22 protein-coding genes are annotated in these 25536 nt (G+C 71.0%); 15 read left to right on the top strand and 7 right to left on the bottom strand.

All coding sequences use genetic code 11. From position 1 onward, the window contains the following. Window position 1 precedes the first annotated feature (1 nt). The 3 genes from DAE25_RS11440 to DAE25_RS11450 all read right to left on the bottom strand — a co-directional run bounded on the left by DAE25_RS11440 (window position 2) and on the right by DAE25_RS11450 (window position 3902). Window positions 2–934 (bottom strand): sugar ABC transporter permease, encoded by a 933-nt coding sequence (locus DAE25_RS11440; protein WP_082600451.1) that lies wholly within the window; start codon window positions 932–934, stop codon window positions 2–4. After that, complete coding sequence (locus DAE25_RS11445; protein ID WP_199907542.1) at window positions 934–2541, bottom strand: ABC transporter permease subunit; 1608 nt, start codon at window positions 2539–2541, stop codon at window positions 934–936. Before DAE25_RS11445 ends, DAE25_RS11440 begins: the two co-directional genes overlap by 1 nt. An 83-nt stretch (window positions 2542–2624) precedes the next feature. Then, window positions 2625–3902: a sugar ABC transporter substrate-binding protein gene (locus DAE25_RS11450; protein WP_107766304.1), complete on the bottom strand. Its 1278-nt coding sequence runs from the start codon at window positions 3900–3902 to the stop codon at window positions 2625–2627. A gap of 148 nt (window positions 3903–4050) precedes the next feature. Between DAE25_RS11450 and DAE25_RS11455 the strand changes: the two genes are divergently transcribed. The 8 genes from DAE25_RS11455 (at window position 4051) to DAE25_RS11490 (ending at window position 10878) form a co-directional block, all read left to right on the top strand. Continuing rightward, complete coding sequence (locus DAE25_RS11455) at window positions 4051–5085, top strand: LacI family DNA-binding transcriptional regulator (RefSeq protein WP_199907543.1); 1035 nt, start codon at window positions 4051–4053, stop codon at window positions 5083–5085. A gap of 81 nt (window positions 5086–5166) precedes the next feature. Next, a complete protein-coding gene (locus DAE25_RS11460; RefSeq protein WP_107766306.1) occupies window positions 5167–6702 on the top strand; it encodes a Re/Si-specific NAD(P)(+) transhydrogenase subunit alpha in 1536 nt (511 codons plus the stop codon). Between the two features lies 1 nt (window position 6703). Continuing rightward, on the top strand, window positions 6704–8143 hold the full coding sequence (gene pntB, locus DAE25_RS11465; RefSeq protein WP_234410986.1) for a Re/Si-specific NAD(P)(+) transhydrogenase subunit beta: 1440 nt from the start codon (window positions 6704–6706) through the stop codon (window positions 8141–8143). 72 nt (window positions 8144–8215) lie between these two features. Further along, a complete protein-coding gene (locus tag DAE25_RS11470) occupies window positions 8216–8665 on the top strand; it encodes a hypothetical protein (protein ID WP_107766307.1) in 450 nt (149 codons plus the stop codon). Further along, complete coding sequence (locus DAE25_RS11475; RefSeq protein ID WP_107766308.1) at window positions 8662–8979, top strand: type VII secretion target; 318 nt, start codon at window positions 8662–8664, stop codon at window positions 8977–8979. The genes DAE25_RS11470 and DAE25_RS11475 overlap by 4 nt, the downstream gene beginning before the upstream one ends. Before the next feature lie 2 nt (window positions 8980–8981). Beyond that, complete coding sequence (locus DAE25_RS11480; protein ID WP_107766309.1) at window positions 8982–9800, top strand: hypothetical protein; 819 nt, start codon at window positions 8982–8984, stop codon at window positions 9798–9800. Continuing rightward, window positions 9797–10210 carry a YbaB/EbfC family nucleoid-associated protein gene (locus DAE25_RS11485; RefSeq protein ID WP_107766310.1) on the top strand — a complete coding sequence of 138 codons (414 nt, stop codon included), beginning with the start codon at window positions 9797–9799 and terminating at the stop codon, window positions 10208–10210. The genes DAE25_RS11480 and DAE25_RS11485 overlap by 4 nt, the downstream gene beginning before the upstream one ends. Beyond that, a complete protein-coding gene (locus DAE25_RS11490) occupies window positions 10207–10878 on the top strand; it encodes a hypothetical protein (RefSeq protein ID WP_107766311.1) in 672 nt (223 codons plus the stop codon). The genes DAE25_RS11485 and DAE25_RS11490 overlap by 4 nt, the downstream gene beginning before the upstream one ends. A gap of 70 nt (window positions 10879–10948) precedes the next feature. Here DAE25_RS11490 and DAE25_RS11495 read toward each other — a convergent pair whose 3' ends face one another. Continuing rightward, the gene (locus DAE25_RS11495) at window positions 10949–11677 is read right to left on the bottom strand and encodes a VIT1/CCC1 transporter family protein (protein WP_107766312.1); all 729 of its coding nucleotides are present in this window, start codon (window positions 11675–11677) and stop codon (window positions 10949–10951) included. 134 nt (window positions 11678–11811) lie between these two features. Between DAE25_RS11495 and DAE25_RS11500 the strand changes: the two genes are divergently transcribed. After that, a complete protein-coding gene (locus tag DAE25_RS11500) occupies window positions 11812–12495 on the top strand; it encodes a hypothetical protein (protein ID WP_107766313.1) in 684 nt (227 codons plus the stop codon). On the opposite strand, the gene thpR is transcribed toward DAE25_RS11500, so the two are convergent. After that, window positions 12492–13064 carry an RNA 2',3'-cyclic phosphodiesterase gene (gene thpR, locus DAE25_RS11505; protein WP_107766314.1) on the bottom strand — a complete coding sequence of 191 codons (573 nt, stop codon included), beginning with the start codon at window positions 13062–13064 and terminating at the stop codon, window positions 12492–12494. The genes DAE25_RS11500 and thpR overlap by 4 nt on opposite strands. 11 nt (window positions 13065–13075) lie before the next feature. After that, window positions 13076–14221 carry an acyl-CoA dehydrogenase family protein gene (locus tag DAE25_RS11510; RefSeq protein ID WP_056888122.1) on the bottom strand — a complete coding sequence of 382 codons (1146 nt, stop codon included), beginning with the start codon at window positions 14219–14221 and terminating at the stop codon, window positions 13076–13078. Between the two features lie 73 nt (window positions 14222–14294). On the opposite strand from DAE25_RS11510, the gene DAE25_RS11515 reads away from it, so the two are divergent. Next, entirely contained in the window at window positions 14295–15137 is an 843-nt protein-coding gene (locus DAE25_RS11515; protein ID WP_234410987.1) for a M15 family metallopeptidase, read from the top strand. A gap of 13 nt (window positions 15138–15150) precedes the next feature. On the opposite strand, the gene DAE25_RS11520 is transcribed toward DAE25_RS11515, so the two are convergent. Beyond that, the gene (locus DAE25_RS11520) at window positions 15151–15873 is read right to left on the bottom strand and encodes a hypothetical protein (RefSeq protein WP_107766315.1); all 723 of its coding nucleotides are present in this window, start codon (window positions 15871–15873) and stop codon (window positions 15151–15153) included. 150 nt (window positions 15874–16023) lie between these two features. Between DAE25_RS11520 and glgX the strand changes: the two genes are divergently transcribed. The 5 genes from glgX to DAE25_RS11545 all read left to right on the top strand — a co-directional run bounded on the left by glgX (window position 16024) and on the right by DAE25_RS11545 (window position 25481). Continuing rightward, entirely contained in the window at window positions 16024–18240 is a 2217-nt protein-coding gene (gene glgX / locus DAE25_RS11525; RefSeq protein WP_107766316.1) for a glycogen debranching protein GlgX, read from the top strand. Between the two features lie 40 nt (window positions 18241–18280). Then, the gene (gene treY / locus DAE25_RS23895; RefSeq protein ID WP_234410988.1) at window positions 18281–22390 is read left to right on the top strand and encodes a malto-oligosyltrehalose synthase; all 4110 of its coding nucleotides are present in this window, start codon (window positions 18281–18283) and stop codon (window positions 22388–22390) included. A 66-nt stretch (window positions 22391–22456) separates the two neighbouring features. Further along, window positions 22457–23260 (top strand): N-formylglutamate amidohydrolase, encoded by an 804-nt coding sequence (locus tag DAE25_RS11535; protein ID WP_107766317.1) that lies wholly within the window; start codon window positions 22457–22459, stop codon window positions 23258–23260. Then, window positions 23257–24444: a flavohemoglobin expression-modulating QEGLA motif protein gene (locus DAE25_RS11540; RefSeq protein WP_107766318.1), complete on the top strand. Its 1188-nt coding sequence runs from the start codon at window positions 23257–23259 to the stop codon at window positions 24442–24444. Before DAE25_RS11535 ends, DAE25_RS11540 begins: the two co-directional genes overlap by 4 nt. After that, entirely contained in the window at window positions 24441–25481 is a 1041-nt protein-coding gene (locus DAE25_RS11545; RefSeq protein WP_107766319.1) for a glutathione synthetase, read from the top strand. The genes DAE25_RS11540 and DAE25_RS11545 overlap by 4 nt, the downstream gene beginning before the upstream one ends. Window positions 25482–25536: the final 55 nt, after the last annotated feature.

The raw sequence follows: 25536 nt of genomic DNA on the forward strand, positions 1-25536 counted from the left end.
CTCATCCCTTCACGGCGCCGGCGGTCAGTCCGCCGACGATGTAGCGCTGGAGGTACATGAACAACCCGACCGTCGGAATGGCCAGGATCACTGCGCCCGCCGCGAACTCACCGAACTGGGCGTTCTTGGTCAGCGGGTCGGCGATCATCCCGTAGAGACCGACTGCTGCGGTCTTGGACTCGTCCTGCCGCAGGAAGATGCTGGCGATCAGGAACTCGTTGATCGCCCCGATGAAGCCGAGCAGGCCGGTGATGGCCAGGATCGGCGCCACGAGCGGCAGGATGATGCCGAAGAAGACCTGGAAGTGCGTCGCTCCGTCCATCTTGGCTGACTCGTCGAGGTCCTTGGGGATGGTGTCGAAGAAGCCCTTCATGAGCCAGGTGTTCACCCCGAGGGCGCCACCGAGGTAGAGCAGGATGAGCCCGGCGGAGGTGTTGAAGCCGATTACCGGCCACAGCTCGGTGATCTCGGCGAAGATCAGGTAGATCGCGACGATCGCGAGGAACTGCGGGAACATCTGCACGAGCAGCAGGCTCATCAGGCCGGTCCGACGGCCCTTGAATCGGAAGCGTGAGAACGCGTACGCCGCGCAAGCCGAGATCAGCATCGAGATCGCCGCGGCGAGCGAGGCGATCACCAGGCTGTTGACGAACCAGCGGGGGAACGACCCGTCGAACAGCTCCTGGTAGTTGACCAGGCTGACCTCCCGGGGGATCAGTGTCGCCGAGCTCAGGGTGCCGGTGGGGTTCAGCGAGGCCGACACCACGAACAGGATCGGGAAGATCGAGAAGGCCAGCGCCAGGATGCCGACCAGGTGGCTCAGCCCGGTGCGCCGGAACCATCCGCCCTTGGCGGACCCGTGTCGGACCACCTCGGGCGGCGGCGACCCGTCCTCCGCCGCGGCCGGGGTGGCGTTCGATGTCGTGGTTGCCATCAGTTGATCTCCTCCAGGGCCTGGGTGCGGCGGAAGCTCACGATCGAGACGGTCGCGACGATCAGGAAGATGAGCACCGAGATGGCGGCGGCGAACCCGTAGTCGGCGCCCGATCCGCCGAACGCCAGCCGGTACGTGTAGGTGATCAGGATGTCGGTGCTGCCGGCACTCGGGTTGTCGGGCGGGAAGGGCGCGCCCGCACTGGTCAGGAAGATCGCCGTGAAGTTGTTGAAGTTGAAGGCGAACGACGTGATCAGCAGCGGGGCCAGCGCCACGAGCAGCAGCGGGAAGGTGATGGTCCGGAAGGCGTAGAACGGCTTGGCGCCGTCGACCCCGGCAGCCTCGACGAGGTCGGAGGAGATCGACTGGAGGGCACCGGTGATCACCAGGAACATGTAGTTGTACCCGAGCCACAGCTGGATGAGCAGGATGGCGAACATGGAGCTGGCCGTGCTGCCGAACCAGTTGATGTCGGTGCCGAGGATCCGGTTGATCAGGCCGAAGTCCTTGTTGAACATCTCCCGCCAGACGAGGTACATCGCAATGCTGGGCATGGCGTACGGGAGGATGATGAACGACCGGTAGAGGGTGCGGCCCCGCATGAGCGGGTTGTTGAGAGCGAGCGCCACCAGCAGGCCCAGCCCGAAGGTGATGACGACGGTGCCGATCGCGAAGGCGAAGTTCCACACCAGGATCCGCAGGAAGGACTCGCGAATGGTGTCGTTGGTGAAGACCCTCACGAAGTTGTCGAAGCCGACGTTGACCTTCCAGCCCTGGGCGAGGTTGCGCTGCGAGCCGTCCTGGCTGACGAAGGAGCCCTCCTCGGCGTCCGCCTCCCACACGTTGCCGGTGGTCGCGTCGGTGATGCAGTCGCACTCCTCGTCGTAGGACTGCTGGGGAGCCCCCTCGAACGCCGCCGACAGGCCCTGGCTCTTGATGGCGCCGTCGTCGGTCGGGACGCTGAAGGCGGTGATGTCGTCCTGGCGGGCGTTGACCTCGGGGACCGTGAGGACGGTGTAGTCGTCTGCCGCGGTGATCTTGCCACCGGGGGTGGGGGACTCGAAGGTCCCCTCCTCGAGCGGCTCGAGCCCCTCGGCGGTGCCGACGAAGCTCTCCTGCGCGGCGGGGTCGGACAGCAGGAAGACGATGTCGCCCGTCGCCGCGTCGCCGTCCGTGGCCAGGGTCAGGGTGTAGATCGTGGAGTCGGGGACCTGCTTGACCGAGGCTCCCTCGATGGCGGTGATCGCCTGTTCCTTGGTGCCGCGGTGACCGTCGCCGAAGTTCGTGAACGCGGTCGAGACCGTGTAGAGGACGGGAACGACCTGGAAGGCGATGAGGAAGAGCGTGCCCGGCAGCAGGTACTTCATGGGCACGGTGCGGGGGGACAGGTAGACGTAGAACGCCAGGCCGGTGACGGCGGCCACGACGGCCAGCCCCAGCCAGTTGTCGGCCCGGAACAGCGGGAGGGCCGCCCAGAGCGCGACCGCGGTGATGAAGGCGAGGCCGATGATCTTGATCATCAGCATCAGCGGACTGCTGGTGCCGTCGGCGCCCAGCCCGAACCGGGACGCCTTGCGGCCCGGGGGCGATGTCGTGCTGCCTGCCACGTGACTCTCCTCGCCGATGTCGTGGGCGGTCGACCGTCACTCGGGGCGGGCTCGCCGGCCCGCCCCGAGGGACGAACGGACTGCTACTCGTTGATGGCCGCTTCGATGGCCTTGGCCGCCGACTGGATCGTCGACTCAGGGTCGGCGCCGCCGATCACGGCCGCCTCGGCCTTGCCCAGCGGGTCCCAGACCGCAGCCATCTCCGGGATGCTCGGCATGATCTGCCCGTTGGCGGCGCCCGCCGCGGCCACCGCGGCCACGGCCGGGTTGTCGCCCTCGATCTGGCTCAGCGTGTCGACGTTGGCCGGCACGTTCTTGGTCGCCTCGAAGAGCTGGGCGCCGACGTCGGCCCGCGACCAGTAGTTGGTCACGAACTCCTGGGCGAGCGTCTTGTTGGCGCTCCCGCTGGCGACGTACGCCGCGTCGACGGTGATGAACGGCGAGGCCGGGTCCATGCCCTCGAAGCCGGGCACCTCGGACACCTCGTAGTTGATGTCACTGGCGTCGATCGTGGTCAGCTGCCACGGGCCCTCGATGAGGAAGGGGGTCTTGCCCTCGGTGAACAGGCCGATCGCGTTGTCGGTGTTGACCGAGCGCTTCAGCACGCCCTGGCCCTTCTCGCCGAGCTCGCCGATCTTCTCGTACGCCTCGACCGAGCCCGGGGTGCCGACACCGAGGTCGGTCGGGTCGAAGGAGCCGTCGTCGGTCTGGCCGAACATGTAGCCGCCGCCCGACGTGTAGAGCGGGTTGATGAAGTAGGGGTTGCCGGTGTTGCTCACCGGCCAGGCCAGGGGCGCCTGGGCGCCCTCCTGCACGGCCTTCTTGCCGGCCGCGACCATCTCCTCCACCGTCGCCGGGGCGTCGGGGGCGAGGTCGGTGTTGCGGATCAGCACGATGTTGTTCATCGTGAAGGGCATGCCGTAGGTCTGCCCGTCGAAGGTGACCGCCTCGAGGGCGAGCGGCTGGAGCGTCGAGGACACCGTCTCGGGGATCTGGATCGGGTCGATGGTGCCGTTCTGGACCAGGTTGCCGATCCAGTCGTGGGCGCCCATGACGACGTCCGGCGCGTCCCCGGCCTGCGCAGCCGTCACGAAGTTGGCCTGCAGCTCGGAGCCGGGCAGGACCTCGACGGTCACGTCGACGCCGTTCTCCTCGCCGAACGCGTCGGCGAGCGCGGTGGTGGCGTCGCCGCCGGGGCCGTCCCCGACCCAGATCAGCAGCTCGCCACCGCTCGCCTCCGGGGCGTCGCCACCGCTGGACTCGCTGTCGTCGCTGTCGGAGCCGCCTCCGCAGGCACCGAGGACCAGACCGGCGGCCAGCAGGCCTGCCGCGGCCCTGATCGTACGAGTTCTTGTGCGCATGGGTGGAGCTCCTTCGCGGAATCGCGGATGGGGTTGAATGGCCCCTGCAGACTCTCCCGGGGCCCTTGCTAAAACGATTTGGCAGGAGTAAACCCTGTGACCTACGCCACGTCAACACCCCTGGGGTGGCACGTGACCGGATCGATACATGACGAGAGGTGCGGGAGAGATGCGGGGAGCCAGGCGACCGCGGGTGCGGTTGCGCGATGTCGCCGAGCGGGCCGGAGTGTCGCCCACGACGGCGTCGTTCGTCCTCAGTGGACGCGACATGCGGATCTCCGAGGAGACCCGGCAGCGCGTCCTGCGGACCGCCCGTGAGCTGGACTACCGGCCCAACCTGGCGGCGCGCAGCCTGCGGACCCAGGACAGCCGCACCATCGGCCTGGTCGCCGACACGATCGCCACGGGGCACTACGGCGGCGAGCTGATCCGCGGGAGCATGACCGCGGCGCTCAAGCACGGCCATCGCCTCCTCGTCTGCGAGTCCGAGGGTGACCCGAGCCTCCAGTCCGCGCTCGTCGAGGACCTCGTCGGTCGCCAGGTCTCCGGCCTGGTCGTCGCCACCAGCTCGCACGACCGGGTGTCCGCGCCGCGCGGGACCGGCGGTCTCCCCGTCGTGCTCCTCAACTGCCGCAGCGACGCGCCGTACCCCGCGATCGTCTCGGACGAGGTGGCAGGGGGTCGCGCCGCGGCCGGTCTTGTCGTCCGGGCAGGGCACCGCCGCGGGATCTGGCTCGTCGGCGAGACGCCGCCCAGCTCCCTGCCCGGCACGGGCCGCTTCGAGGGAATCGTCGCCGAGCTCGCGGGGGCCGGCGCCGTCCTCGACGAGCAGCTGTCGTGCAAGTGGTGGCCCGAGGCGGCGTACGACGTGATGGCGCAGGCGCTGGCCGGGGGCGGTCGCCCTCGTGCCGTCGTGTGCCTCAACGACCGGATCGCCTTCGGGGTCTACCAGGCGCTGGCCGAGGTGGGGCTCGAGGTGCCCCGCGACGTCTCCGTGGTGTCCTTCGACGACTCCGAGCTGGCCAGCTGGCTGCGGCCCTCGCTGTCGAGCATCGGACTGCCCGAGTTCGAGATGGGCCGCCTCGCCGTGGAGGCGCTGCTCGGCACGGAGGCGCCCCCCGCCGAGCGCCTCGTGCCCATGCCGGTGCGTGCTCGCGACTCGATCGCACCGCCGGCGGTGTGACCCAGACCACATGAGACTCCCGTGCCGGGGGGTGCTCCGCGTGTACCTTGAGCGCGGTCCGACCCCGACAGGAGGCCCCACGTGCGCATCGGCATTCCCCGTGAGTCCCGCGAGGGCGAGACGCTCGTCGCGGCCACCCCCACGACCGCCGGCCAGCTCCAGGCCCTGGGCTACGAGGTGGTGGTCGAGCGGGGGGCTGGCATCGCGGCGGCCCAGCCGGACGACGCGTTCGAGGCGGCCGGGATCCGGGTGGGTGATGCCGAGGAGGTGTGGACCAGCGACGTCGTCGTCAAGGTCAACGCCCCGACCCCCGACGAGATCTGGCGCCTCCGCGCCGGCGCGACCGTGATCTCGTTGATGGCACCGGCGCGGAGCCCCAAGCTCGTCGAGCAGCTCCAGGCGCAGCGGGTCACCGGCCTCGCAATGGACGCGGTGCCCCGGATCTCCCGCGCCCAGGCGATGGACGTGCTGTCCTCGATGGCCAACGTCGCGGGCTACCGTGCGGTCGTCGAGGCCGCGCACGCCTTCGGACGCCAGTTCACCGGCCAGGTGACTGCGGCCGGCAAGGTCCCCCCGGCCCGGGTCTTCGTGGTGGGCGCCGGCGTCGCCGGTCTGGCGGCCATCGGTGCCGCCGGGTCGATGGGTGCGATCGTGCGGGCCTTCGACGTGCGTCCCGAGGTCGCCGAGCAGGTCGAGTCGATGGGTGCGGAGTTCGTGACGGTCGACATGGAGCAGGAGGTCTCCTCCGACGGCTACGCCAAGGAGATGACCGCCGACCAGGAGGCCGCCACCGCTGCGATGTACGACGAGGAGGCCCGCAACGCCGACATCGTCATCACCACGGCCCTCATCCCGGGCCGGCCAGCACCCCGGCTGATCACTGCCGAGACCGTGGCCGCGATGCGCACCGGTTCGGTGATCGTCGACATGGCCGCGGCCAACGGCGGCAACGTGGAGCTGACCCGCACGGACGAGAAGGTCGTCACCGACAACCTCGTCACGATCCTGGGCTACACCGACCTCGCCGGCCGGCTGGCCGCGCAGACGAGCCAGCTCTACGGCACCAACGTGGTCAACCTCCTCAAGCTGATGACTCCCGGCAAGGACGGCGAGCTGGTCCTCGACCTCGAGGACGTCGTCGTACGTGGCATCACGGTGGCCCGCGACGGCGAGTCGATGTGGCCGCCGCCCCCGGTCCAGGTGAGTGCCGCGCCGGCTGCGGCCGTCGCCGCTCCGGCCGAGGCGCAGAAGGCCGTCGAGAAGCGTCCGCCGGACCCCCGCCGGAAGTGGTACGGCGCGGGCCTGGCGGCGGTGTTGTTCGCGCTGGTCGCGGCGTACTCTCCGCCCGACTTCCTCGGGCACTTCACGGTCTTCGTGCTTGCGGTGTTCGTCGGCTACTACGTCATCTCCAACGTGGCCCACGCACTGCACACGCCGCTGATGAGCGAGACCAACGCGATCTCCGGGATCATCCTGGTCGGCGGCATCCTGCAGGTCGGCAGCGACAACACCGTGGTGACTGTGCTGGCGCTGATCGCCGTGCTCGTGGCCAGCATCAACATCTTCGGTGGCTTCCTGGTGACGCTGCGCATGCTCGAGATGTTCAGGAAGGACTGACGTGAGCGACTTCCTGACCTCCGAGCAGCTGCCCGGACTGATCCAGGCGGCCTACATCATCGCCGGCATCCTCTTCATCGGGGCGCTGGCCGGGCTGTCCAAGCACGAGACCGCCAAGCGCGGCAACCTCTTCGGCATGGCCGGCATGGGCCTGGCGCTCGTCGCGACCCTCGTCCTCGCCGCCCGCAACAGCCAGTTCGGCGACCAGCGTCCGCTCGGCGTGACGATGGCCCTGATCCTGGTCGCGATGGCCGTGGGTGGCTCGATCGGCGCCTGGCGGGCCCGCACGGTCGAGATGACCGGCATGCCGGAGCTGGTGGCCATGCTGCACAGCTTCGTGGGCCTCGCCGCGGTGCTGGTGGGCTACAACTCCTGGCTCGAGCTCCGCGACCTCGGCGGCTCGGACGCGGTGCACGACGTCGAGGTCTTCGTCGGCGTCTTCATCGGTGCCGTGACGTTCACCGGCTCCATCGTGGCGTGGGCCAAGCTGAGCGGCCGGATGACCTCCAGCCCGCTGATGCTGCCGGGACGCCACCTGCTCAACCTCGCCATCCTCGTCGGCTCCACCGCCCTGGCGGTGTGGTTCGTGGTCGACGACGGCGAGCTGGGCCTGGTCCCGCTGCTGCTCATGACGGCGCTGGCGCTGCTGCTCGGCTTCCACCTCGTCGCCGCCATCGGCGGTGGCGACATGCCGGTGGTCGTCTCGATGCTCAACTCCTACTCCGGCTGGGCCGCCGCCGCGGCCGGCTTCATGCTGAGCAACGACCTGCTGATCATCACCGGGTCGCTGGTGGGCTCCTCCGGTGCGATCCTCAGCTACATCATGTGCAAGGCCATGAACCGCTCGTTCGTGAGCGTCATCGCCGGCGGCTTCGGCTCCGACGGCGCCATCAGCGGCGAGGAGCGCGACTACGGCGACCACCGCGAGATCACCGCCGCGGACACCGCGGACCTGCTCGCCTCGGCGCGCTCGGTCGTGATCACCCCCGGCTACGGGATGGCGGTCGCCCAGGCGCAGTACCCCGTCGCCGAGATGACCAAGAAGCTGCGCGAGAAGGGCGTCGACGTCCGCTTCGGCATCCACCCCGTCGCCGGCCGGCTCCCCGGTCACATGAACGTCCTGCTCGCCGAGGCCCGCGTGCCCTACGACATCGTGCTCGAGATGGACGAGATCAACGGCGACTTCCACGAGACCGACGTGGTGCTGGTGATCGGCGCCAACGACACCGTCAACCCGGCGGCCCTCGAGGAGCCGGGCTCGCCCATCGCGGGCATGCCCGTCCTCGAGGTCTGGCACGCCAAGGACGTCGTGGTCTTCAAGCGCTCCATGGCCACCGGCTACGCCGGCGTGCAGAACCCGCTGTTCTTCAAGGACAACTCACGCATGCTCTTCGGCGACGCCAAGGAGCGGGTCGACGACATCGTGCGCGCCCTCGGCTGACTGCCGAGGGTGCCGGCCGATCCCGGATCACGGAGCAGGTTTAGGGCTCGCGTCGAAGGAAAGCATGTCGCCATGTCCGAGACGTCCGTACCTCCGCCGCGACTGGCCACCGGGCCGTTGTCGCTGCCCCCCAACCCCATGCAGTCCGCCAGCGCAAACCGTGACACGGTCCTGGAGATCCGTGAGCTGGTGCTGGCCACCATGGAGAAGGCGATGGCCGACCAGGCCGCCTCGATGGAGGCGGTCGCCGCCGCAGCGGCGGGGGCGACCGGCGAGGGCCTCGACGGTGCCGTGCAGGTGCGCGTCGACGGCAAGGGGCTCATCGCGGGGGCGAGCTTCGGACCCGAGATCATCGGACTGACTCCGGAGGAGCTGAGGGGCGAGACGCTGGCGGCCCTCGAGGACGCCAAGGGTCGGCTCGGGCTCAGCCCGCTCCGCGCGGGCGATCTCGCAGACCTCGACACCCGTCCCGTCGCGGACGCCATCATGAACCTCCTGCTCGGAAAGGAAAGCGGCGCATGAGTGAGGGATTCCAGGTGCAGCCGGCAGAGCTGCGCTCCAACTCGAGCGAGCTGATGGGGGTCGCGGGCCAGGTGGCCCAGGCCATGGGCGCGGGCGCCGCGGTGACGGCGATGTCGCCGGCGGCCTTCGGCATCCTCTGCTCGTTCTTCACCCCCCCGTGCGTGGCCATGTCGGCTGCCGCCCTGGGGGCGATGGCGCCGCTCGAGGCGGCCATCCTCGGCAATGCGGGCGTCGTCGCGGCCATCGCGACGGACTTCGATGTCGCCGACGCAGCGTGCGCGGAGCGCTCCGCCGCGATCGTGGGGAGGTTGTGACCATGGGTGACCTCGTGGACGTGGATGTCAGCGACCTGGCCGGTTCGCCGTACTCGCAGATAGCCGACAACGACTACTCGGGACTCGTGCAGGCCTCGCCCGGGGCCGACGAGGCATGGAAGGCCGGCGAGGCCTTCGCCAACGGTGACTGGGCGCTCGGCGCCCTGAACGTCGCCGGTGGCTGTGCCGAGCTGGTCGCGATGATCATCGACCCGATCGCCGCGCTCGGCTCGAGCGTCGCGGGTTTCCTGCTCGACTACATGCCGCCCCTGCCGCAGATGCTCGACGCCCTGGCCGGCAACCCGGCACTCGTCGAGGGGATCGGCTCCTCCTGGAACGAGATCGGTTCCGCGCTCGACGCAGCGGCCACCGACCTGCAGGCGACGATGAACCGCGCCATGGCGACCTGGTCCGGACTGGCTGCGGACGCCTACGCGGGCGCGGTGACCCTCCTGGTCGACATCACCTACAAGATGGGCGGCATGTGCCGGGCCATCAGCCAGGGCCTGATGGTGGCCAGCGACGTGGTCCAGGCCGTGCGGGGCTTCACGAAGAGCCTCATCTCCGAGCTCGTCGGCCAGCTCATCAGCTGGGCGGCGCAGGTCGCCGCGACCTTCGGCCTCGGCGCCAGCTGGGTGGTGCCGAAGGCGACGCACCGCATCTGGATCACCGTGAGTGACTCGCGCCAGGTCGCCGACCTGCTCGTCCAGGCCATCCGGCACTCCGACCTGCTGGTGACGACGCTCAAGGACGTCCTGACCAGCAAGCTCGCCGTGGGTCTCGCGGCCTACACCGCCGGACTGGATGTGGCGAACGGATGAGCTACACGCCACCGACCCAGGTCACCGCCGACAACCTCGACCAGGTCACCGAGGACTACCGGCGTCGCGCCGAGAACGCCGACCTGGCGGCCGACCGGGTGCTCGCGATCCGCGCCGTGGGTCGTTCCGCACAGGGCCTGGTCGAGGTCACGGTCGACGGCAGCGCTGTTGTCGTCGACATCGAGTTCTCGGCGGGCGCGCCCAGCTCGCACGCGGCGCTGGGGTTCGCGCTCAAGCAGGCGCACGACCGGGCCGTCGCCGAGTGGAACCGCCAGGTGAAGGCCATCGCCGAGGAGACGCTCCCCGACGACCCTCAGCTGAGGGACCACATGGCCGCCCAGAGCGACGCCGACCTGCTCGCGCACATCGATCCGGCCAACCTCGAGGACGACGACGAGTCACGCCCGTGACCGGGTCCCTCCTGCTCGACCTGCTGGTGGTGGCGGCCGCGGCGGCCGGGCTCGGCTACCTGCTCTTCCGGGTCCTGGTGCAGGGCAAACAGCTCTACGGCCGTGACCGTGAGCGCGAGAGCAGCTGGGACAGCACCCAGCAGTCTGCGATCGACCTCGCCCGGCGATCCGGGTGGCAGGTCGACGAGCACCCCGACCGGTCGTGGCCGGAGGACCTGCGCTCGGTCCGCGAGGACGGACGCACCTGCCTGCTCGTCCTCAGCGGCCCCGACTTCGAGGCCTCTTCGTGGACGGCCAAGGAGAAGATGGTGGGCGCCCTCGCCGGGGCGCAGAGCCGCCTCTGGCTGCTGAGGCTGCGAGCCCCCGAGGTGAGGCACAGCATCTTCGTACGCCGCTCGGCAAAGGGGCAGGAGGAGCTGCTCCTCCCCACCCGCTTCCAGGGCCGGGTCGCCGTCGAGGAGCCCATCGGCGGACTCTTCGCCGGGGGGGACTATCGCGAGGTGGAGGACCTCCTCGGGCCGCTGGTGGATCAGGTGCGGGCCAGCGGGTCCTGGATCCTCACCGCTCCGGGCGACGTGACGGTGATGGCCACCCTCGAGCCGGACGCGTCCGGGTTGGAGTTCCGCCTCCGGCTGGCCCGGGAGGTCGCCGCAGCCCTGTCGCGGTGAGCGACGCGCCTCGCCCCGACGCCAGTCGGTCGGCAGGCCTCGCCGGTCCTGGGGCCACGGGCGTCGTACGTCAGAGACCGCCCACCAGGGCGCCGATGCCGTAGGTCACGACCATGGCGATGACGCCGCCGCCGACGTTGCGCACCACGGCACGCCCGGCGGGACTCTGCCCCAGTCGGGCGCTGGCCCAGCCGGTCAACGCCAGCGCCACGACCACCGACGCCCCGGTCACCCACAGGCGCACGTCGGCGGGACTCAGGCCGATCGTGAGCAGCGGGAGCAGCGCGCCCACCGTGAAGGCGAGCATCGAGGCCCAGGCGGCGTGCCAGGGGTTGGTGAGCTCGTCGGGGTCGATGCCGAGCTCGGCCTCGGCGTGCGCGCCCAGGGCGTCGTGCGCGGTCAGCTGCTCGGCCACCTGGAGGGCGAGGTCCTCGGTGAGGCCCTTCTGGACGTAGAGGTCGGCGAGCTCGGCGAGCTCCTCCTCGGGCTCCTCGACGAGCTCGCGGCGCTCCTTGGCCAGCAGCGCCTGCTCGGAGTCACGCTGGGTGCTGACCGACACGTACTCCCCGGCGGCCATGCTGATCGCTCCGGCCACGAGCCCGGCGACACCGGCGACCAGGATGGCGCGGTGGTCGGTGGTGGCGCCCGCCACGCCGACCACCAGGCCGGCCGTCGACACGATGCCGTCGTTGGCGCCGAGCACCGCAGCCCGCAGCCAGTTGAGCCGAGCGGCCAGGCTCTCGTCGTGGGGCTCGTCGTCGTGGGGGCCGATCTGCAGGTCGGCCGCGTCGGTGCTCATGGGCCCCATCGTCCGCAGGACGGGGACGCTGCGCAACGAAGGCGAGGCTGGGCTGCGCCGGGTCCGGCACGACGGCACGACGCACCGGCGACACCGTCCGCCGACGCTCGTGAGGGCCTGCTAGACATGCGCGCATGAGTGTCGGCGACTGGCTCGGAGCCCTGCTGGCCGTGGCCGCTGTCGGGGTCCTGGCCGTCCGGGCCCGGCTCTGGCTGCGCACCTACCGCCGCGGCGGGGCCGGCGACCGTGCCGTGCTCGAGGAGGCGGAGGCCAGGCAGGAGTCCGTACGCCGCCTCGCCGCCGAGCAGGGGTGGACGGTCCGCTCGGGCGCCGCGGTGGGGTCGTGCACGTTCCCGTCCCGACTGCGGGCCGAGACGGTCGACGTCGGCGCCTGCGACTTCGTCGTCGAGGGCGACGGCTTCACCGCGACGTCGTGGACGGCCTGCACCGGGCGTCGCCAGTCCCCGATGAAGATGGCGATCCGCCAGCACGTCCTGCAGGTGGACGCGCCGGGGGTCGACGCCGAGGTCCTGCTGCGCGACCTGCCGGTCGTCTACACGCCGATGCTGTTCCCGCGTGCCTTCAAGGACCGGTCCGTCGGCGACGCACCCGGCCAGCTGGTCGCCGCCGGCGACTACCACCGCGTCCGTGAGCGGGTCGCCCCGCTGGTGGACCGCATCGTGGCCAGTCGCACCTGGGTCGTGGTGATGGACGGCACGGTGACGGTGACGGCCCACTGGGAGCCGGACGCCGACGAGCTCGAGACGTGGCTCCGGCTCGCGCGTGACGTGGCCGCCTCGCTGACCGTCCCGGCCTAGCCCTCCGGTCGCGCCAGCGGGAGGGTCGCGACCACCTCGTGGCGCGGACGGCGCCGCGGGCCCTCACCGAGGTACGACGCCACGAGGGCGACCTCGTCCACGCTCCAGGCGGGTCCGGCGTACGCGTCGAGGAGACGGACCCAGCGGCTCACGTTGGCCGGTCGCCCCAGCCGCGCGAGGGTGAGGTGGGGGCGGAACCGCTGGCCGTCGACGACGGCACCCGACGTGCTCGCGGCCGAGCGGGCACCCCGGGACAGCGCGTCGAAGTCGCCCTCGAGCCCCGCCCAGAGCACCTTCGCGCGGTCGGGGTGGGGGAACGCGCCCCCGCCCACGACCCGCGCGGTGAAGGCCGGCTGCCGTGCCGCGGTCGCCGCGAGGCGGTCCACCAGGTCGTCGAGCGAGCGGTCCGGCACGTCCGCCATGAAGGCGAGCGTGAGGTGCCACTGCTCGGCCGACGACCACCGGAAGCCCTCGACGGACCGGGCCGCGTCGCGTCGTACGGCCAGGAACTCGTCCAGGTCCTCGGTCGCGACCTCCGGCGGGACGACCGCCACGAACATCCGGGTCATCAGACGCCCGCTCAGAAGCCCAGGTCGCGCCCGATCAGCATCTTCATGATCTCGTTGGAGCCGGCCCAGATCTTGCTGACCCGGGCGTCGCGCCAGGCGCGGGCGACGCGGTACTCGTTCATGTAGCCGTAGCCGCCGTGCAGCTGGACGCAGTGGTCGAGCACGTCGTTCTGCACCTGCGAGGTCCACCACTTGGCCTTGGCCGCGTCGACCGCCGTCAGCTCGCCCCGGGTGTGCTTCATGACGCACTGGTCGACGTAGGCCTGGGTGACCTCGACCTGGGTGACGAGCTCGGCCATCAGGAAGGCGTTGTGCTGGAAGCTGCCGATCGGCTGGCCGAAGGCCTTGCGGTCCTTGGCGTACTGGATGGTCTCCTCGAGGATCTGCGCGGCGTGGGCGAGGTTGGTGACCGCCGAGCCGAGGCGCTCCTGGGGCAGGAACTGCATCATCGAGATGAAGCCGGTGTCGAGCGGGCCGATCAGGTCGGCGTTGCTGACCCGGACGTTGTCGAAGGCCAGCTCGGCGGTGTCGGACTCGTCCTGGCCGACCTTGTCGAGCACCCGTCCGACGGAGAAGCCGTCGAGCGAGGTGTCGACGCCGAAGAGGCTGATCCCCTTGGCCTTCTTCTCCGGGCTGGTGCGGGCCGCGACCACCACCAGGTCGGCGCTGCCGCCGTTGGTGATGAAGGTCTTGGAGCCGTTGATGATCCAGTCGTCGCCGTCCTGGACCGCGGTGGTGCGGAGGTTGGCCAGGTCCGAGCCGCCGCCGGGCTCGGTCATGCCGATGGCGGTGAGCAGCTCGCCGGAGCAGAACCTCGGGAGCCAGCGCTCCTTCTGCTCGTCGGTGGTGAGGTGCACGAGGTAGGGCGCCACGATGTCGGCGTGGATGCCCAGGCACGAGGGCAGCGTCATGTTGACCTTGGCGAGCTCCTCGGTGAGCACGGCGTTGAAGCGGTAGTCGCCCGCCTCGGAGCCGCCGTACTGCTCGGGGATCTCCAGGCCGAGGAAGCCCTGCTTGCCGGCCGAGAGCCAGAACTCGCGGCTCAGGCCGTGCCCCTCGGCGTACTCGTCGAGGTGGGGGACCACCTCGCGGTCCAGGAACTCCTTGACCGAGGCGCGGAAGGCCTCGTGGTCCTCGTCGTAGATGTCGCGCGTCATGCCGCAGATGTTACCCGCGAGTCACCTGGCGTGGTCGCCGTCGTGACGAGCGACGCACGACTAGCGTGGCCGCGTGCTGAAGGTCGCGCTCGCTGCCCTGGTCCTGGCCGGTATGACGCTCGCGCCCGGCCCCGTCTCCGGCTCCGTGTCCGGCCCCGTGTCCGCGGCCCCTCCGGACGGCACGATCGAGGCCCCGGCCACCGGCCTCGGCTCCCGCCCGCCCGCGTGGCTGGGCACCCGCGAGCTGCCCCGGACCGACTCCGGTTTCGGCGAGGTCCGGCCGACGCCGCCCGCCCTGCGGCACCGCCGGTGGACGCTGCCCGACACGGTGCCGATGCTGCGGGGCCGGGGCTACCGCTCGAAGGTCGTCTCCCCGGCACCCGCGCGCGTGGTCGCGCGGTCCACGTGGAAGGAGGGCTGCCCCGTCGCGCCGGGCGACCTCGCGTGGGTGCGGGTGAAGTTCTGGGGCTTCGACCACCGCGCCCACACCGGCGAGCTGCTCGTGCACGCCCGTGCGGCCGACGGCATCGCCGAGGTGTTCGGCACCCTCTTCCGGCAGCGCTTCCCGCAGGAGCAGGTGGTGATCGTGCGCTCCTACGACCCCGACGAGCCGCCGACGGGCGACGGCAACGCCACGGGTGCGTTCGTCTGCCGGCCGACGACCGGGGCGTCGTACTTCTCCCAGCACGCCTACGGCCTGGCCATCGACCTCAACACCTTCCAGAACCCCTACCTCAAGGGCGACGTCGTGCTGCCCGAGCTGGCCGGCGCCTACCTGCGGAGGGACCGGGTGCGCCCGGGCATGGTCGTCGAGGCGGGCCCGGTGATCGACGCGTTCGCGCGGATCGGCTGGGAGTGGGGCGGCGACTGGAACAGCGCCAAGGACTACCAGCACTTCAGCGAGAACGGTCGCTGAGCGGGCGGTCGCGTCAGGAGCGCAGGACGTCCTTCGCGGGCGGTTCCTCGACCACGAACTCCTGGTCGAACTCGGAGAACGCCAGGGCCGCGGGCTCCCGTCCCCCCTCCTGGGTGATCTTGAGGACGTGGTGGGGGTCGTCCGTGGCGATCCAGGCCCGCTGGGTGGCCACCCCGCCGTCGGTCCCGGTCACCACCACCGCCTTCACGCCGTCCAGGGAGACCTCCTCACCCCGGGTGAGGTCGGCTACCTCGTCGTCCTCGTGGACGACGCCGTACTTGTCGAAGAGCTTCTCGAAGGCGCAGAGGTCGCGGGCCTGCCGGGTCCCCAGCGGGATCCAGGACCGGGCCAGCCGCTCCTTGGTCGCCCGCGGCAGGGCGGCACCGCCGCCCGCGGTGTTGATGAACCCGACGTCGCCCTTCACCCAGGCCTTGCCGTCGACGCCCCGGACGTCGACGTGGCTGCCGTCGTAGGTGAGCGAGCCCGTGCAGTCGCCGGAGCGGCTGAGGCGGAGGTCCACGAAGTGCGACCGCCCCTTCAGCCACAGCTGGCCGGTCATCCGGAGCGAGTCCACCTCGGTCATCGTGTCCAGGCTCGCCGACACGACGTCGGCCACGCCCTGCTTGGCGAAGTCGCTGGTCGTGAGGTCCTCGTAGACGCTGCAGCCCGCGACGGCCGCGGTCGCGACGACGGCGAGCGCGGTGCGCGCGAGGACGCGCGTCGTACGTGATGCCACTGGAGACCCCCTGATCGACCGGCGCCAGCATCAGACCATGCACCCGCAGGGGTGCGCAGCGGAATGCGCAGGACGCTGCCGCGGGCCATGATGGAGATCGGGACCAGTCGAGCGGTTACGCTTTGAACGATCCAACTATCAAGGAGTGCCGTGCAGATCTGGCCAGGAACGCCCTACCCGCTCGGTGCCACCTTCGACGGCAGCGGCACCAACTTCGCCCTCTTCAGCGAGGTCGCCGAGCGCGTCGAGCTGTGCCTCTTCGAGGTCGGCGCCCGCGGCAAGGTCACCGAGACCCGCGTCGAGGTCACCGAGGTCGACGCCTACGTGTGGCACTGCTACCTCCCCACCGTGCAGCCCGGACAGCGGTACGGCTACCGCGTCCACGGCCCCTGGGACCCGGCCAACGGCCTGCGCTGCAACCCGAACAAGCTCCTCCTCGACCCCTACGCCAAGGCGACCAGCGGCGAGATCGACTGGGACCAGTCGCTGTTCGGCTACAACTTCGGCGACCCGGACTCGCGCAACGACGACGACTCCGCGTCCCACATGACGCACGGCGTGGTCATCAACCCCTTCTTCGACTGGGAGGGCGACCGCAAGCTCAACATCCCCTACAACGAGTCCTTCATCTACGAGGCGCACGTCAAGGGGCTCACCCAGCTGCACCCGGACATCCCCGAGGAGCAGCGCGGGACGTACGCCGCCCTCGCGCACCCGGCGATCACCGGTCACCTCACCAAGCTCGGTGTCACCGCCATCGAGCTGATGCCGGTCCACCAGTTCATCCAGGACTCCACCCTGCTCGACCAGGGCCTGCGCAACTACTGGGGCTACAACACGCTGGGCTTCTTCGCGCCTCACGCCGACTACGCCTCGAGCGTCGAGGGCCAGCAGGTGCAGGAGTTCAAGTCGATGGTCAAGGCGATGCACGCCGCGGGCATCGAGGTCATCCTCGACGTGGTCTACAACCACACCGCCGAGGGCAACCACATGGGGCCGACGCTGAGCTTCAAGGGCATCGACAACCCGGCCTACTACCGCCTCGTCGAGGACGACCAGCGTTACTACATGGACTACACGGGCACCGGCAACAGCCTCAACGTGCGCCACCCGCACTCGGTCCAGCTGATCATGGACTCGCTGCGCTACTGGGTCACCGAGATGCACGTCGACGGCTTCCGCTTCGACCTCGCCGCGACCCTGGCCCGCGAGTTCTACGACGTCGACAAGCTCTCCACCTTCTTCGAGATGGTGCAGCAGGACCCCGTCGTCAGCCAGGTCAAGCTCATCGCCGAGCCGTGGGACATCGGCCCCGGCGGCTACCAGGTCGGCGGCTTCCCGCCCCAGTGGACCGAGTGGAACGGCGACTACCGCGACACGGTCCGCGACTTCTGGCGCGGCGAGCCGTCGCTGGGCGACTTCGCCTCCCGGCTCTCCGGGTCCTCCGACCTCTACGAGCACTCCGGTCGCCGGCCCTTCGCCAGCATCAACTTCGTCACCGCCCACGACGGCTTCACCCTGCGCGACCTCGTGTCCTACAACGAGAAGCACAACGAGGCCAACGGCGAGGACAACAACGACGGCGAGAGCCACAACCGCTCCTGGAACCACGGGGTCGAGGGCCCCACCGACGACCCCGAGATCCTCGAGGCGCGGGCCCGCGAGCAGCGCAACTTCATCGCCACCCTGCTGCTCAGCCAGGGCGTGCCGATGCTGCTGCACGGCGACGAGATGAGCCGCACCCAGGACGGCAACAACAACACCTACGCCCAGGACAGCGAGATCGCCTGGGTCCACTGGGACCGGGCCGACAAGCCGCTCATCGAGTTCACCGCCGCGGTCGCCAAGCTGCGCGCCAGCCACCCGACGTTCCACCGCAAGCGCTTCTTCACCGGCAACACGGTGCGTACCGGCGACGGCGAGCGCCTCAACGACATCGTGTGGCTGTCGCTCGACGGCACCCCGATGGAGGACGACAGCTGGGAGGGCGCCAAGGCGATCGGGATGTACCTCAACGGCGACGGCATCGCCGGCAAGGACGCCCGCGGCGGCACCATCACCGACGACCACTTCCTGCTCTACTTCAATGCCGACGGCCCGGCCGACGTGACGCTGCCCCAGGACGAGTACGCCGCGGCGTGGGACGTCGTCATCGACACCGGGGGTGCGGCCGACACGGCGCAGACCCTGGCCGCGGGGGAGACGTTCCACCTCGGGACGCACAGCCTCGTGGTGCTGCGTGAGCACGCCGAGCCCGAGACGCAGCCCGACCACTCGGTCGCCGCGTCGCTGGCCTCGCTCGCCGACGCGGGCTCCACCGACGCCACCCCGGCCGCCGACAAGCGCCACCGCCACGACCAGGACTGAAACCAGGACTGGAGCAGAGCACAGCCCACCGAGAGGGACCATGCGCACGCCCGTCAGCACCTACCGGATCCAGATCACCGAGGACTTCGACCTGCACGAGGCGGCGCGGGTGCTGCCCTACCTGCACGACCTCGGGGTGGACTGGGTCTACCTCTCGCCGCTCCTCGCGGCGGAGTCGCACAGCAACCACGGGTACGACGTGTCCGACCACGGGCGCATCGACGCGGCCCGCGGCGGGGTGTCCGGTCTCTCGGCGGTGTCGGCCGAGGCGCACCGGCTGGGCATGGGCGTGCTGGTCGACATCGTCCCCAACCACGTGGGCGTCGCCAAGGCGGACGACAACGCGTGGTGGTGGTCGGTGCTGACCCACGGCCAAGCCTCGGAGTACGCCGACGCGTTCGACATCGACTGGGCGGCGGGTGGCGGACGCCTGCGCATCCCGGTGGTCGGCGACGACGACCTCCTCGAGGACGGGACGATCGACCACCTCGTGGTCGAGGCCGGGCAGCTGACCTACCACGACCACGCCTTCCCGCTGGCCCCCGGCAGCGCCGACGACATGGACGAGCTCGGGCTCACCGCCCAGGACGTGCACGCCCGCCAGCACTACGAGCTGGTGTCCTGGCGGACGGCCGACGCCGGCCTCAACTACCGCCGGTTCTTCGCTGTCAACAGCCTGGCCGCGATCCGGGTCGAGGACCGCGAGTGGTTCGACCGCTCCCACGACGAGATCGGCCGCTGGTTCACCGAGGGGCTCGTCGACGGCCTGCGCGTCGACCACCCCGACGGCCTGCGCGACCCCGAGGGCTACCTCCGCGACCTCGCCGAGCTGACCGGCGACGCCTACGTGCTCGTCGAGAAGATCCTCGAGCCCGGCGAGGAGCTGCCGCGTGAGTGGCCGACCGCCGGCACCACGGGCTACGACGCGATGGCGCTCATCGACCGGGTGCTCACCGACCCGGCCGCGGCCGAGGCCCTCGGCGCGCTCGACGAGCGGCTCCGCGGCGGACCCGTCGACTGGGCCCGGATGGTCCACGACAACAAGCGCGCCGTCGCCGACGGCATCCTCCGCTCGGAGGTGCTCCGCATCGGCCGCGAGCTGCGGGTCGCCATCCCGGATGCCCCCGCCGACACCGAGGACGCCGTGGGCGAGCTGGTGGCCTGCTTCCCCGTCTACCGGTCCTACCTCCCCGGCGGCCGTGAGCACCTCGACGAGGCATTCGCCCTGGCCCGCGAGCACCGGCCCGACCTGGCCGCGACGCTCGACGTCCTGCTCCCCGTGCTGTCCGACCCCGCCCAGCCCCCGGCCCTGCGCTTCCAGCAGACCTCCGGGATGGTGATGGCCAAGGGCGTCGAGGACTGCTCGTTCTACCGCTGGTCACGCCTCACCTCGCTCAACGAGGTGGGGGCCGACCCGTCGGTCTTCTCCGTCACCGCCGACGAGTGGCACGACGCGATGGCCACCCGCCAGCGCGAGTGGCCGCACGCGATGACGGCGCTCTCGACCCACGACACCAAGCGCGGCGAGGACGTCCGCGCCCGCATCACCGCGCTCGCCGAGGTCCCCGACACCTGGGAGCGGGCCCTCGACCGGCTGCTCGACCTGGTGCCCCTCCCCGACCCCGGCTTCGCCAACCTGCTCTGGCAGGCGATCGTCGGCGCCTGGCCCGCGTCCGGTCTCGACAGTGACTGGCGCGAGCGGCTCCACCGGTACGCCGAGAAGGCCATGCGCGAGGCCGGCGACCGCACGCAGTGGACCGAGCCCGACGAGGACTACGAGGCGGTCGTGCACGCGGCCGTCGACGCCGCGATCGACCGGCCCGAGGTGCGCGCCGTGGTCGACGAGGTGCTCGACGCCGTCGCCGCGGCCGGCTGGAGCAACGCCCTGGCCGCCAAGCTGGTCGCGATCACGATGCCGGGCGTGCCCGACGTCTACCAGGGCAGCGAGCTGTGGGAGCAGTCCCTCGTCGACCCCGACAACCGTCGCCCGGTCGACTTCGACGTACGCCGCTCGCTCCTGCACGCGGTCGAGCACGGCGAGCGCCCCGCGCTGACCGGGAGCGTCGACGACCCCGGCGCGGCCAAGCTGCTCGTCACCCGCGCCGGCCTGCGCGCCCGCCGCGAGCAGTCCGAGCTCTTCGACTCCTACGCCCCGCTCGCCGCGGCGGGGGAGGCCGCCGACCACGCACTGGTCTTCGACCGCGGCGGGGCCATCACCGTGGTTACCCGCCTGCCGCTCGGCCTCGCCGCACGCGGCGGCTGGGGGGACACCACCCTCGCCCTGCCGGCCGGGGAGTGGACCGACGCGGTCTCCGGTCGCGTCTTCACCGGCGACGTCCCGCTCGTGGAGCTGCTGGCCCACCTGCCCGTCGCGCTGCTCACCCGCAGCCTCGCGCCGCTCGACGAGGTCCGTGGCCGCTTCGACGTCTGGGCCCCCCGCGCGGAGTCCCTCACGCTCCTGGTCGGTGACACGCGGGTGCCGATGGCCCGACGCGCCGACGACTGGTGGACCCCCACCGGCCCGGTGCCGGAGGGGGAGGTCGACTACGGCTACCTCGTCGACGACGCCACCACCCCGCTGCCCGACCCGCGCTCGCGCCGGCAGCCGGACGGCGTGCACGGCCTGTCCCGCACCTTCGACCCCGGCGCCCACGAGTGGTCGGACGACACCTGGACCGGGCGCCAGCTCGCCGGCTCGGTGATCTACGAGATGCACGTCGGCACCTTCACCCCCGAGGGCACCCTCGACGCCGCCCTCGGCCGGCTCGACCACCTGCGGTCGATCGGGGTCGACCTCGTCGAGCTGATGCCCGTCAACGCCTTCAACGGCACCCACAACTGGGGCTACGACGGCGTCCTGTGGTCGGCCGTCCACGAGCAGTACGGCGGCCCCGCGGCGTACCAGCGCTTCGTCGACGGCTGCCACGCCGCCGGCGTCGGCGTGATCCAGGACGTGGTCCACAACCACCTCGGGCCGTCGGGCAACTACCTGCCGGTCTTCGGGCCCTACCTCAAGGAGGGCTCCAACACGTGGGGTGACCTGGTCAACCTCGACGGGGAGGGCAGCCACGAGGTCCGGCGGCTCATCCTCGACAGCGTGCGGATGTGGTTCGCCGACATGCACGTCGACGGGCTCCGCCTCGACGCCGTGCACGCGCTCTCCGACGAGTCGCCGACGCACCTGCTCGAGGAGATGGCCGTCGAGGTGGCCGCACTGTCGGCCCACCTGCGCCGACCGCTCACCCTCGTCGCCGAGTCGGACCTCAACGACCCGCACCTCGTCACCCCCCGCGAGGGCGGTGGCTACGGCCTGGACGCGCAGTGGAGCGACGACTTCCACCACGCCGTGCACGTGGCGCTCACCGGCGAGACCGACGGCTACTACGCCGACTTCGAGCCGCTCTCGGCGCTCGGCAAGGTGCTGACCCGCGGGTTCTTCCACGACGGCACGTTCAGCTCGTTCCGCAACCGGGTGCACGGGGTGGCCGTGGACGTCGAGCGAGTGCCGGGCTGGCGCCTCGTGGTGGCGAGCCAGAACCACGACCAGATCGGCAACCGCGCCCGCGGCGACCGGGTCACCGAGGCGCTCGACGACGACCAGCTCGCCTGCGCGGCGCTGCTCACCCTGGCGTCGCCCTTCACCCCGATGCTCTTCCAGGGCGAGGAGTGGGCGGCCTCCACGCCGTTCGCGTTCTTCACCTCGCACCCGGAGCCCGAGCTCGGCCGGGCCACCGCCGAGGGCCGTCTCGCGGAGTTCGAGCGGATGGGCTGGGACCCCGCGGTCGTGCCCGACCCGCAGGACCCCGCGACGTACGAGCGCTCAAAGCTGGACTGGGACGAGCTCGGCACGGGGCGCCACGCGGTGCTCCTCGACGTCTACCGCCGGCTGGCCGCCCTGCGTCGCGAGCTCCCCGAGCTCACCGACCCGGACCTGCGCCGGGTCGACGTGGACGTCGACGAGGAGGCCCGCACCCTGGTGATGCACCGCGGCGCCGTGACGGTCGTGGTCAACGTCGGGGCCGCCCCGGCGACGGTCGAGCTGCCGGGGGAGCACGAGGTGCTCTTCACGACGCCGGCCGGCGCTGCGCTGGTCGCCGACGGTCTGGAGGTGCCGGCACACGCCGGCGCGCTGCTGCGTCGTACGCGCTGAATCCGCACACCCCTGTGGGTGTGCCGGGTTGGCCGCGGGGCGGACGCGGTCGGTAGACAGGCCCGCATGACGACTGGGAGAGAGACGTCAGGGCTCGTCGCGTTCACCGGGGACTGGGACACGCAGGTCGTGGCCACGTCGGTGCACGCCGGGCACGACCTGCGCCCCGAGATCGCGGCCGCGATGGTGCTCGACGAGGACGTCCGGCTGCGCGAGGAGGACCCGCACACCGACGTGATCGCCGCGGCCGTGGACTCCCGCGCGCTGACGGCCCGCTCACGCTTCGAGGTAGACCTCAACCGCCCCCGCGAGGAGGCGGTCTACCGCGAGCCGGACGACTGCTGGGGCCTGGACGTGTGGGCCGACGGCACGCTCGCCGACGACCTGACCGCCGGCAGCCTCGCCGTGTACGACGAGTTCTACGCGCGCCTCGGTGAGCGGCTCGACGCGGTGGCCGCCCGCGGTCCCTTCGTGCTCCTCGACGTGCACTCCTACAACCACCGTCGCGACGGCGCCGACGCCGACCCGGAGCCCGCCGAGGACAACCCGGTGGTCAACGTCGGGACCGGCACCCTGGACAGCGACCGCTTCGGTCGGCTCCTGGACGACTTCATGGAGACGCTCTCCAAGCAGCACGTCGGCGGCGAGCCCCTCGACGTCCGCGAGAACGTGAAGTTCCAGGGCCGCGCGGTGTCGTGGTTCGTGCACGACCGCTACCCCGGCGTGGGCTGCTGCCTGGCGCTGGAGTTTAAGAAGACCTTCATGGACGAGTGGACCGCCGAGGTCGACCACGACCGCCTCGCGGAGACCGTCCGGGCCCTCGGCGCCACCGTCCCGGTGCTCGAGCAGGCCCTGGCCCGGCTCCGGTGAGCCCGGACGCCGGGTCGTCGGAGTCCCCGGAGATCGCGCCGGCCGATCGCGCGATCGACCACTCCCTGGCCCAGCTCTCCCGGACCTTCCGTTTCCTCCTCGACATCACGCCGGTCGACGCCGACGACGTCAAGGACGACTTCCTCGAGGGCGAGGACCCCGAGCCCGACTTCACCTACCGCGAGCTCGAGACCGACCCGGAGGTCGTCCGGGCGATGCTGGACGACATCGACGTCGCCTCCGTCGAGGACCCCACGCTCGGGCACCTGCTGCGCGCCAAGCACCGCGAGATGGAGCTCCAGCTCGAGATGCTCCAAGCACGCGAGTCCGACGACTTCCTCCAGCTGAGCATCGAGCTGTACGGCGGGGTGTCGCCCGCCCTGCGCCGGCAGGCCGAGGCGCTGCTCGAGACCGTCACCGAGACGGAGCCACCCGGCGACGTCCTGGGCGCGGAGGAGTTCCTGGCGCTGGCCGAGGCGGAGATCGCCCACTACCGCGAGGTCGACCCCGACCTCGAGATGCACGCCGAGATCCGCCCCGACGTCAACGGCGTGATGGTCTCCGGCGACACCCTGCTCATCGGGCCGGAGTCGCGGGTGCAGCACGCCCGCGCGGCCGCCCTGCTGCACCACGAGGTGGGCACCCACCTCGTCACCCAGGCCAACGGCACCCACCAGCCCATCAAGGTGCTGGGCGTCGGGCTGGCCGGCTACGACGAGACCCAGGAGGGGCTGGCCGTGCTCGCGGAGATCGCGTGCGGCGGGCTCACCGCCTTCCGGCTGCGCCAGCTCGCCGGTCGCGTCGTGACCGTGCACCGCCTCATCGGCGGCGCGACGTTCGGCGAGGCCCACGACGCCCTGGTGGCGGACGGCTTCCCGCGCGGCAGCGCCTTCACCACCGTGATGCGCGTCTACCGGTCCGGAGGGATGACCAAGGACGCCATCTACCTGCGCGGCCTCGTCGAGCTGCTCGAGCACCTCGGCGGCGGCGGCGCGCTCGACCTGCTCTGGCTCGGCAAGTTCTCGCTGGGGGACCTACCCCTCATCGGCGACCTGCGCGACCGGGGTGTGCTCCACCCCCCGCGGGTGCTGCCCCGCTACCTGCACGACCCGGCTGCCGCGGCCAACCTCGAGAGGGCCGCCGGGACCGAAGATCTCAGCACACTCCTGGAGGGACGCACATGAAGATCGGCTTCGTCGTCAACGACATCGACACCGAGCAGGCGCAGTACACCACCAACCGGCTGGCCATGGCCGCCAAGGAGATGGGCCACGAGGCCTGGTACATGGGCATCGGCGACTTCGCCTACGAGCCCGATGGCTCGCTCAGCACCAAGGCCCGCACGGGCGACGCCAAGAGCTACCGCTCGCTGGAGCGGCACATGGCCGACGTGCAGAAGCCGGAGGTCGAGCAGCTCCTCGGCATGGACGAGTTCGACGTGGTCATGCTGCGCAACGACCCGGCCGACGACGCCGAGACCGACCCGTGGCGCAACAACGCCGGCGTGGCCTTCGGCCAGCTGATCGCCTCGACCGGGGTGCTCGTGGTCAACGACCCGACCAGCCTGGCCAACGCGCTGTCCAAGGCCTACTTCCAGCACTTCCCGGAGGTCGTCCGGCCGCGCACCCTGATCTCGCGCGACGAGACGATGATCGAGGAGTTCATCGCGGACCTCGGCGGCAAGGCGGTGCTCAAGCCGCTGCAGGGGTCGGGCGGCGCCGGCGTGTTCTTGGTCGACCGCAAGGAGGCGCCCAACCTCACCCAGATCATCGAGGCGATCTCCCGCGACGGCTACGTCGTGGCGCAGGAGTACCTCCCCGAGGCCGTCAACGGCGACGTGCGGATGTTCGTGATGAACGGCCAGCCGCTCGTGCACCAGGGCGAGTACGCCGCGTTCCGGCGTACGAACAAGACCAAGGACATCCGCTCCAACATGTCCGCGGGCGGGAAGGCCGAGAAGGTCACCGTCACCGACGCGATGCTCGAGATGGTCGAGGTCGTCCGTCCCAAGCTCGTCGCGGACGGCATGTTCCTCGTCGGGCTCGACATCGTCGGCGACAAGCTGATGGAGATCAACGTCTTCAGCCCCGGTGGCCTCGGGAGCGCGCAGAGCCTCTACGAGGTCAACTTCGCCCCGGCGATCATCGGTGAGCTCGAGCGCAAGGTGAACATCCGTCAGCACTACCCGGAGATCGACAACATGAGGCTCGCGACGAGCTGACCCAGCTCGCTCTCTGCGTGAAACGCGCCCCGCGAGGGCCTCCGCCATGTCATCG

Origin of the sequence: Nocardioides terrigena (assembly GCF_003047265.1) — a bacterium.
In the GTDB taxonomy this organism is placed as follows: domain Bacteria; phylum Actinomycetota; class Actinomycetes; order Propionibacteriales; family Nocardioidaceae; genus Nocardioides; species Nocardioides terrigena.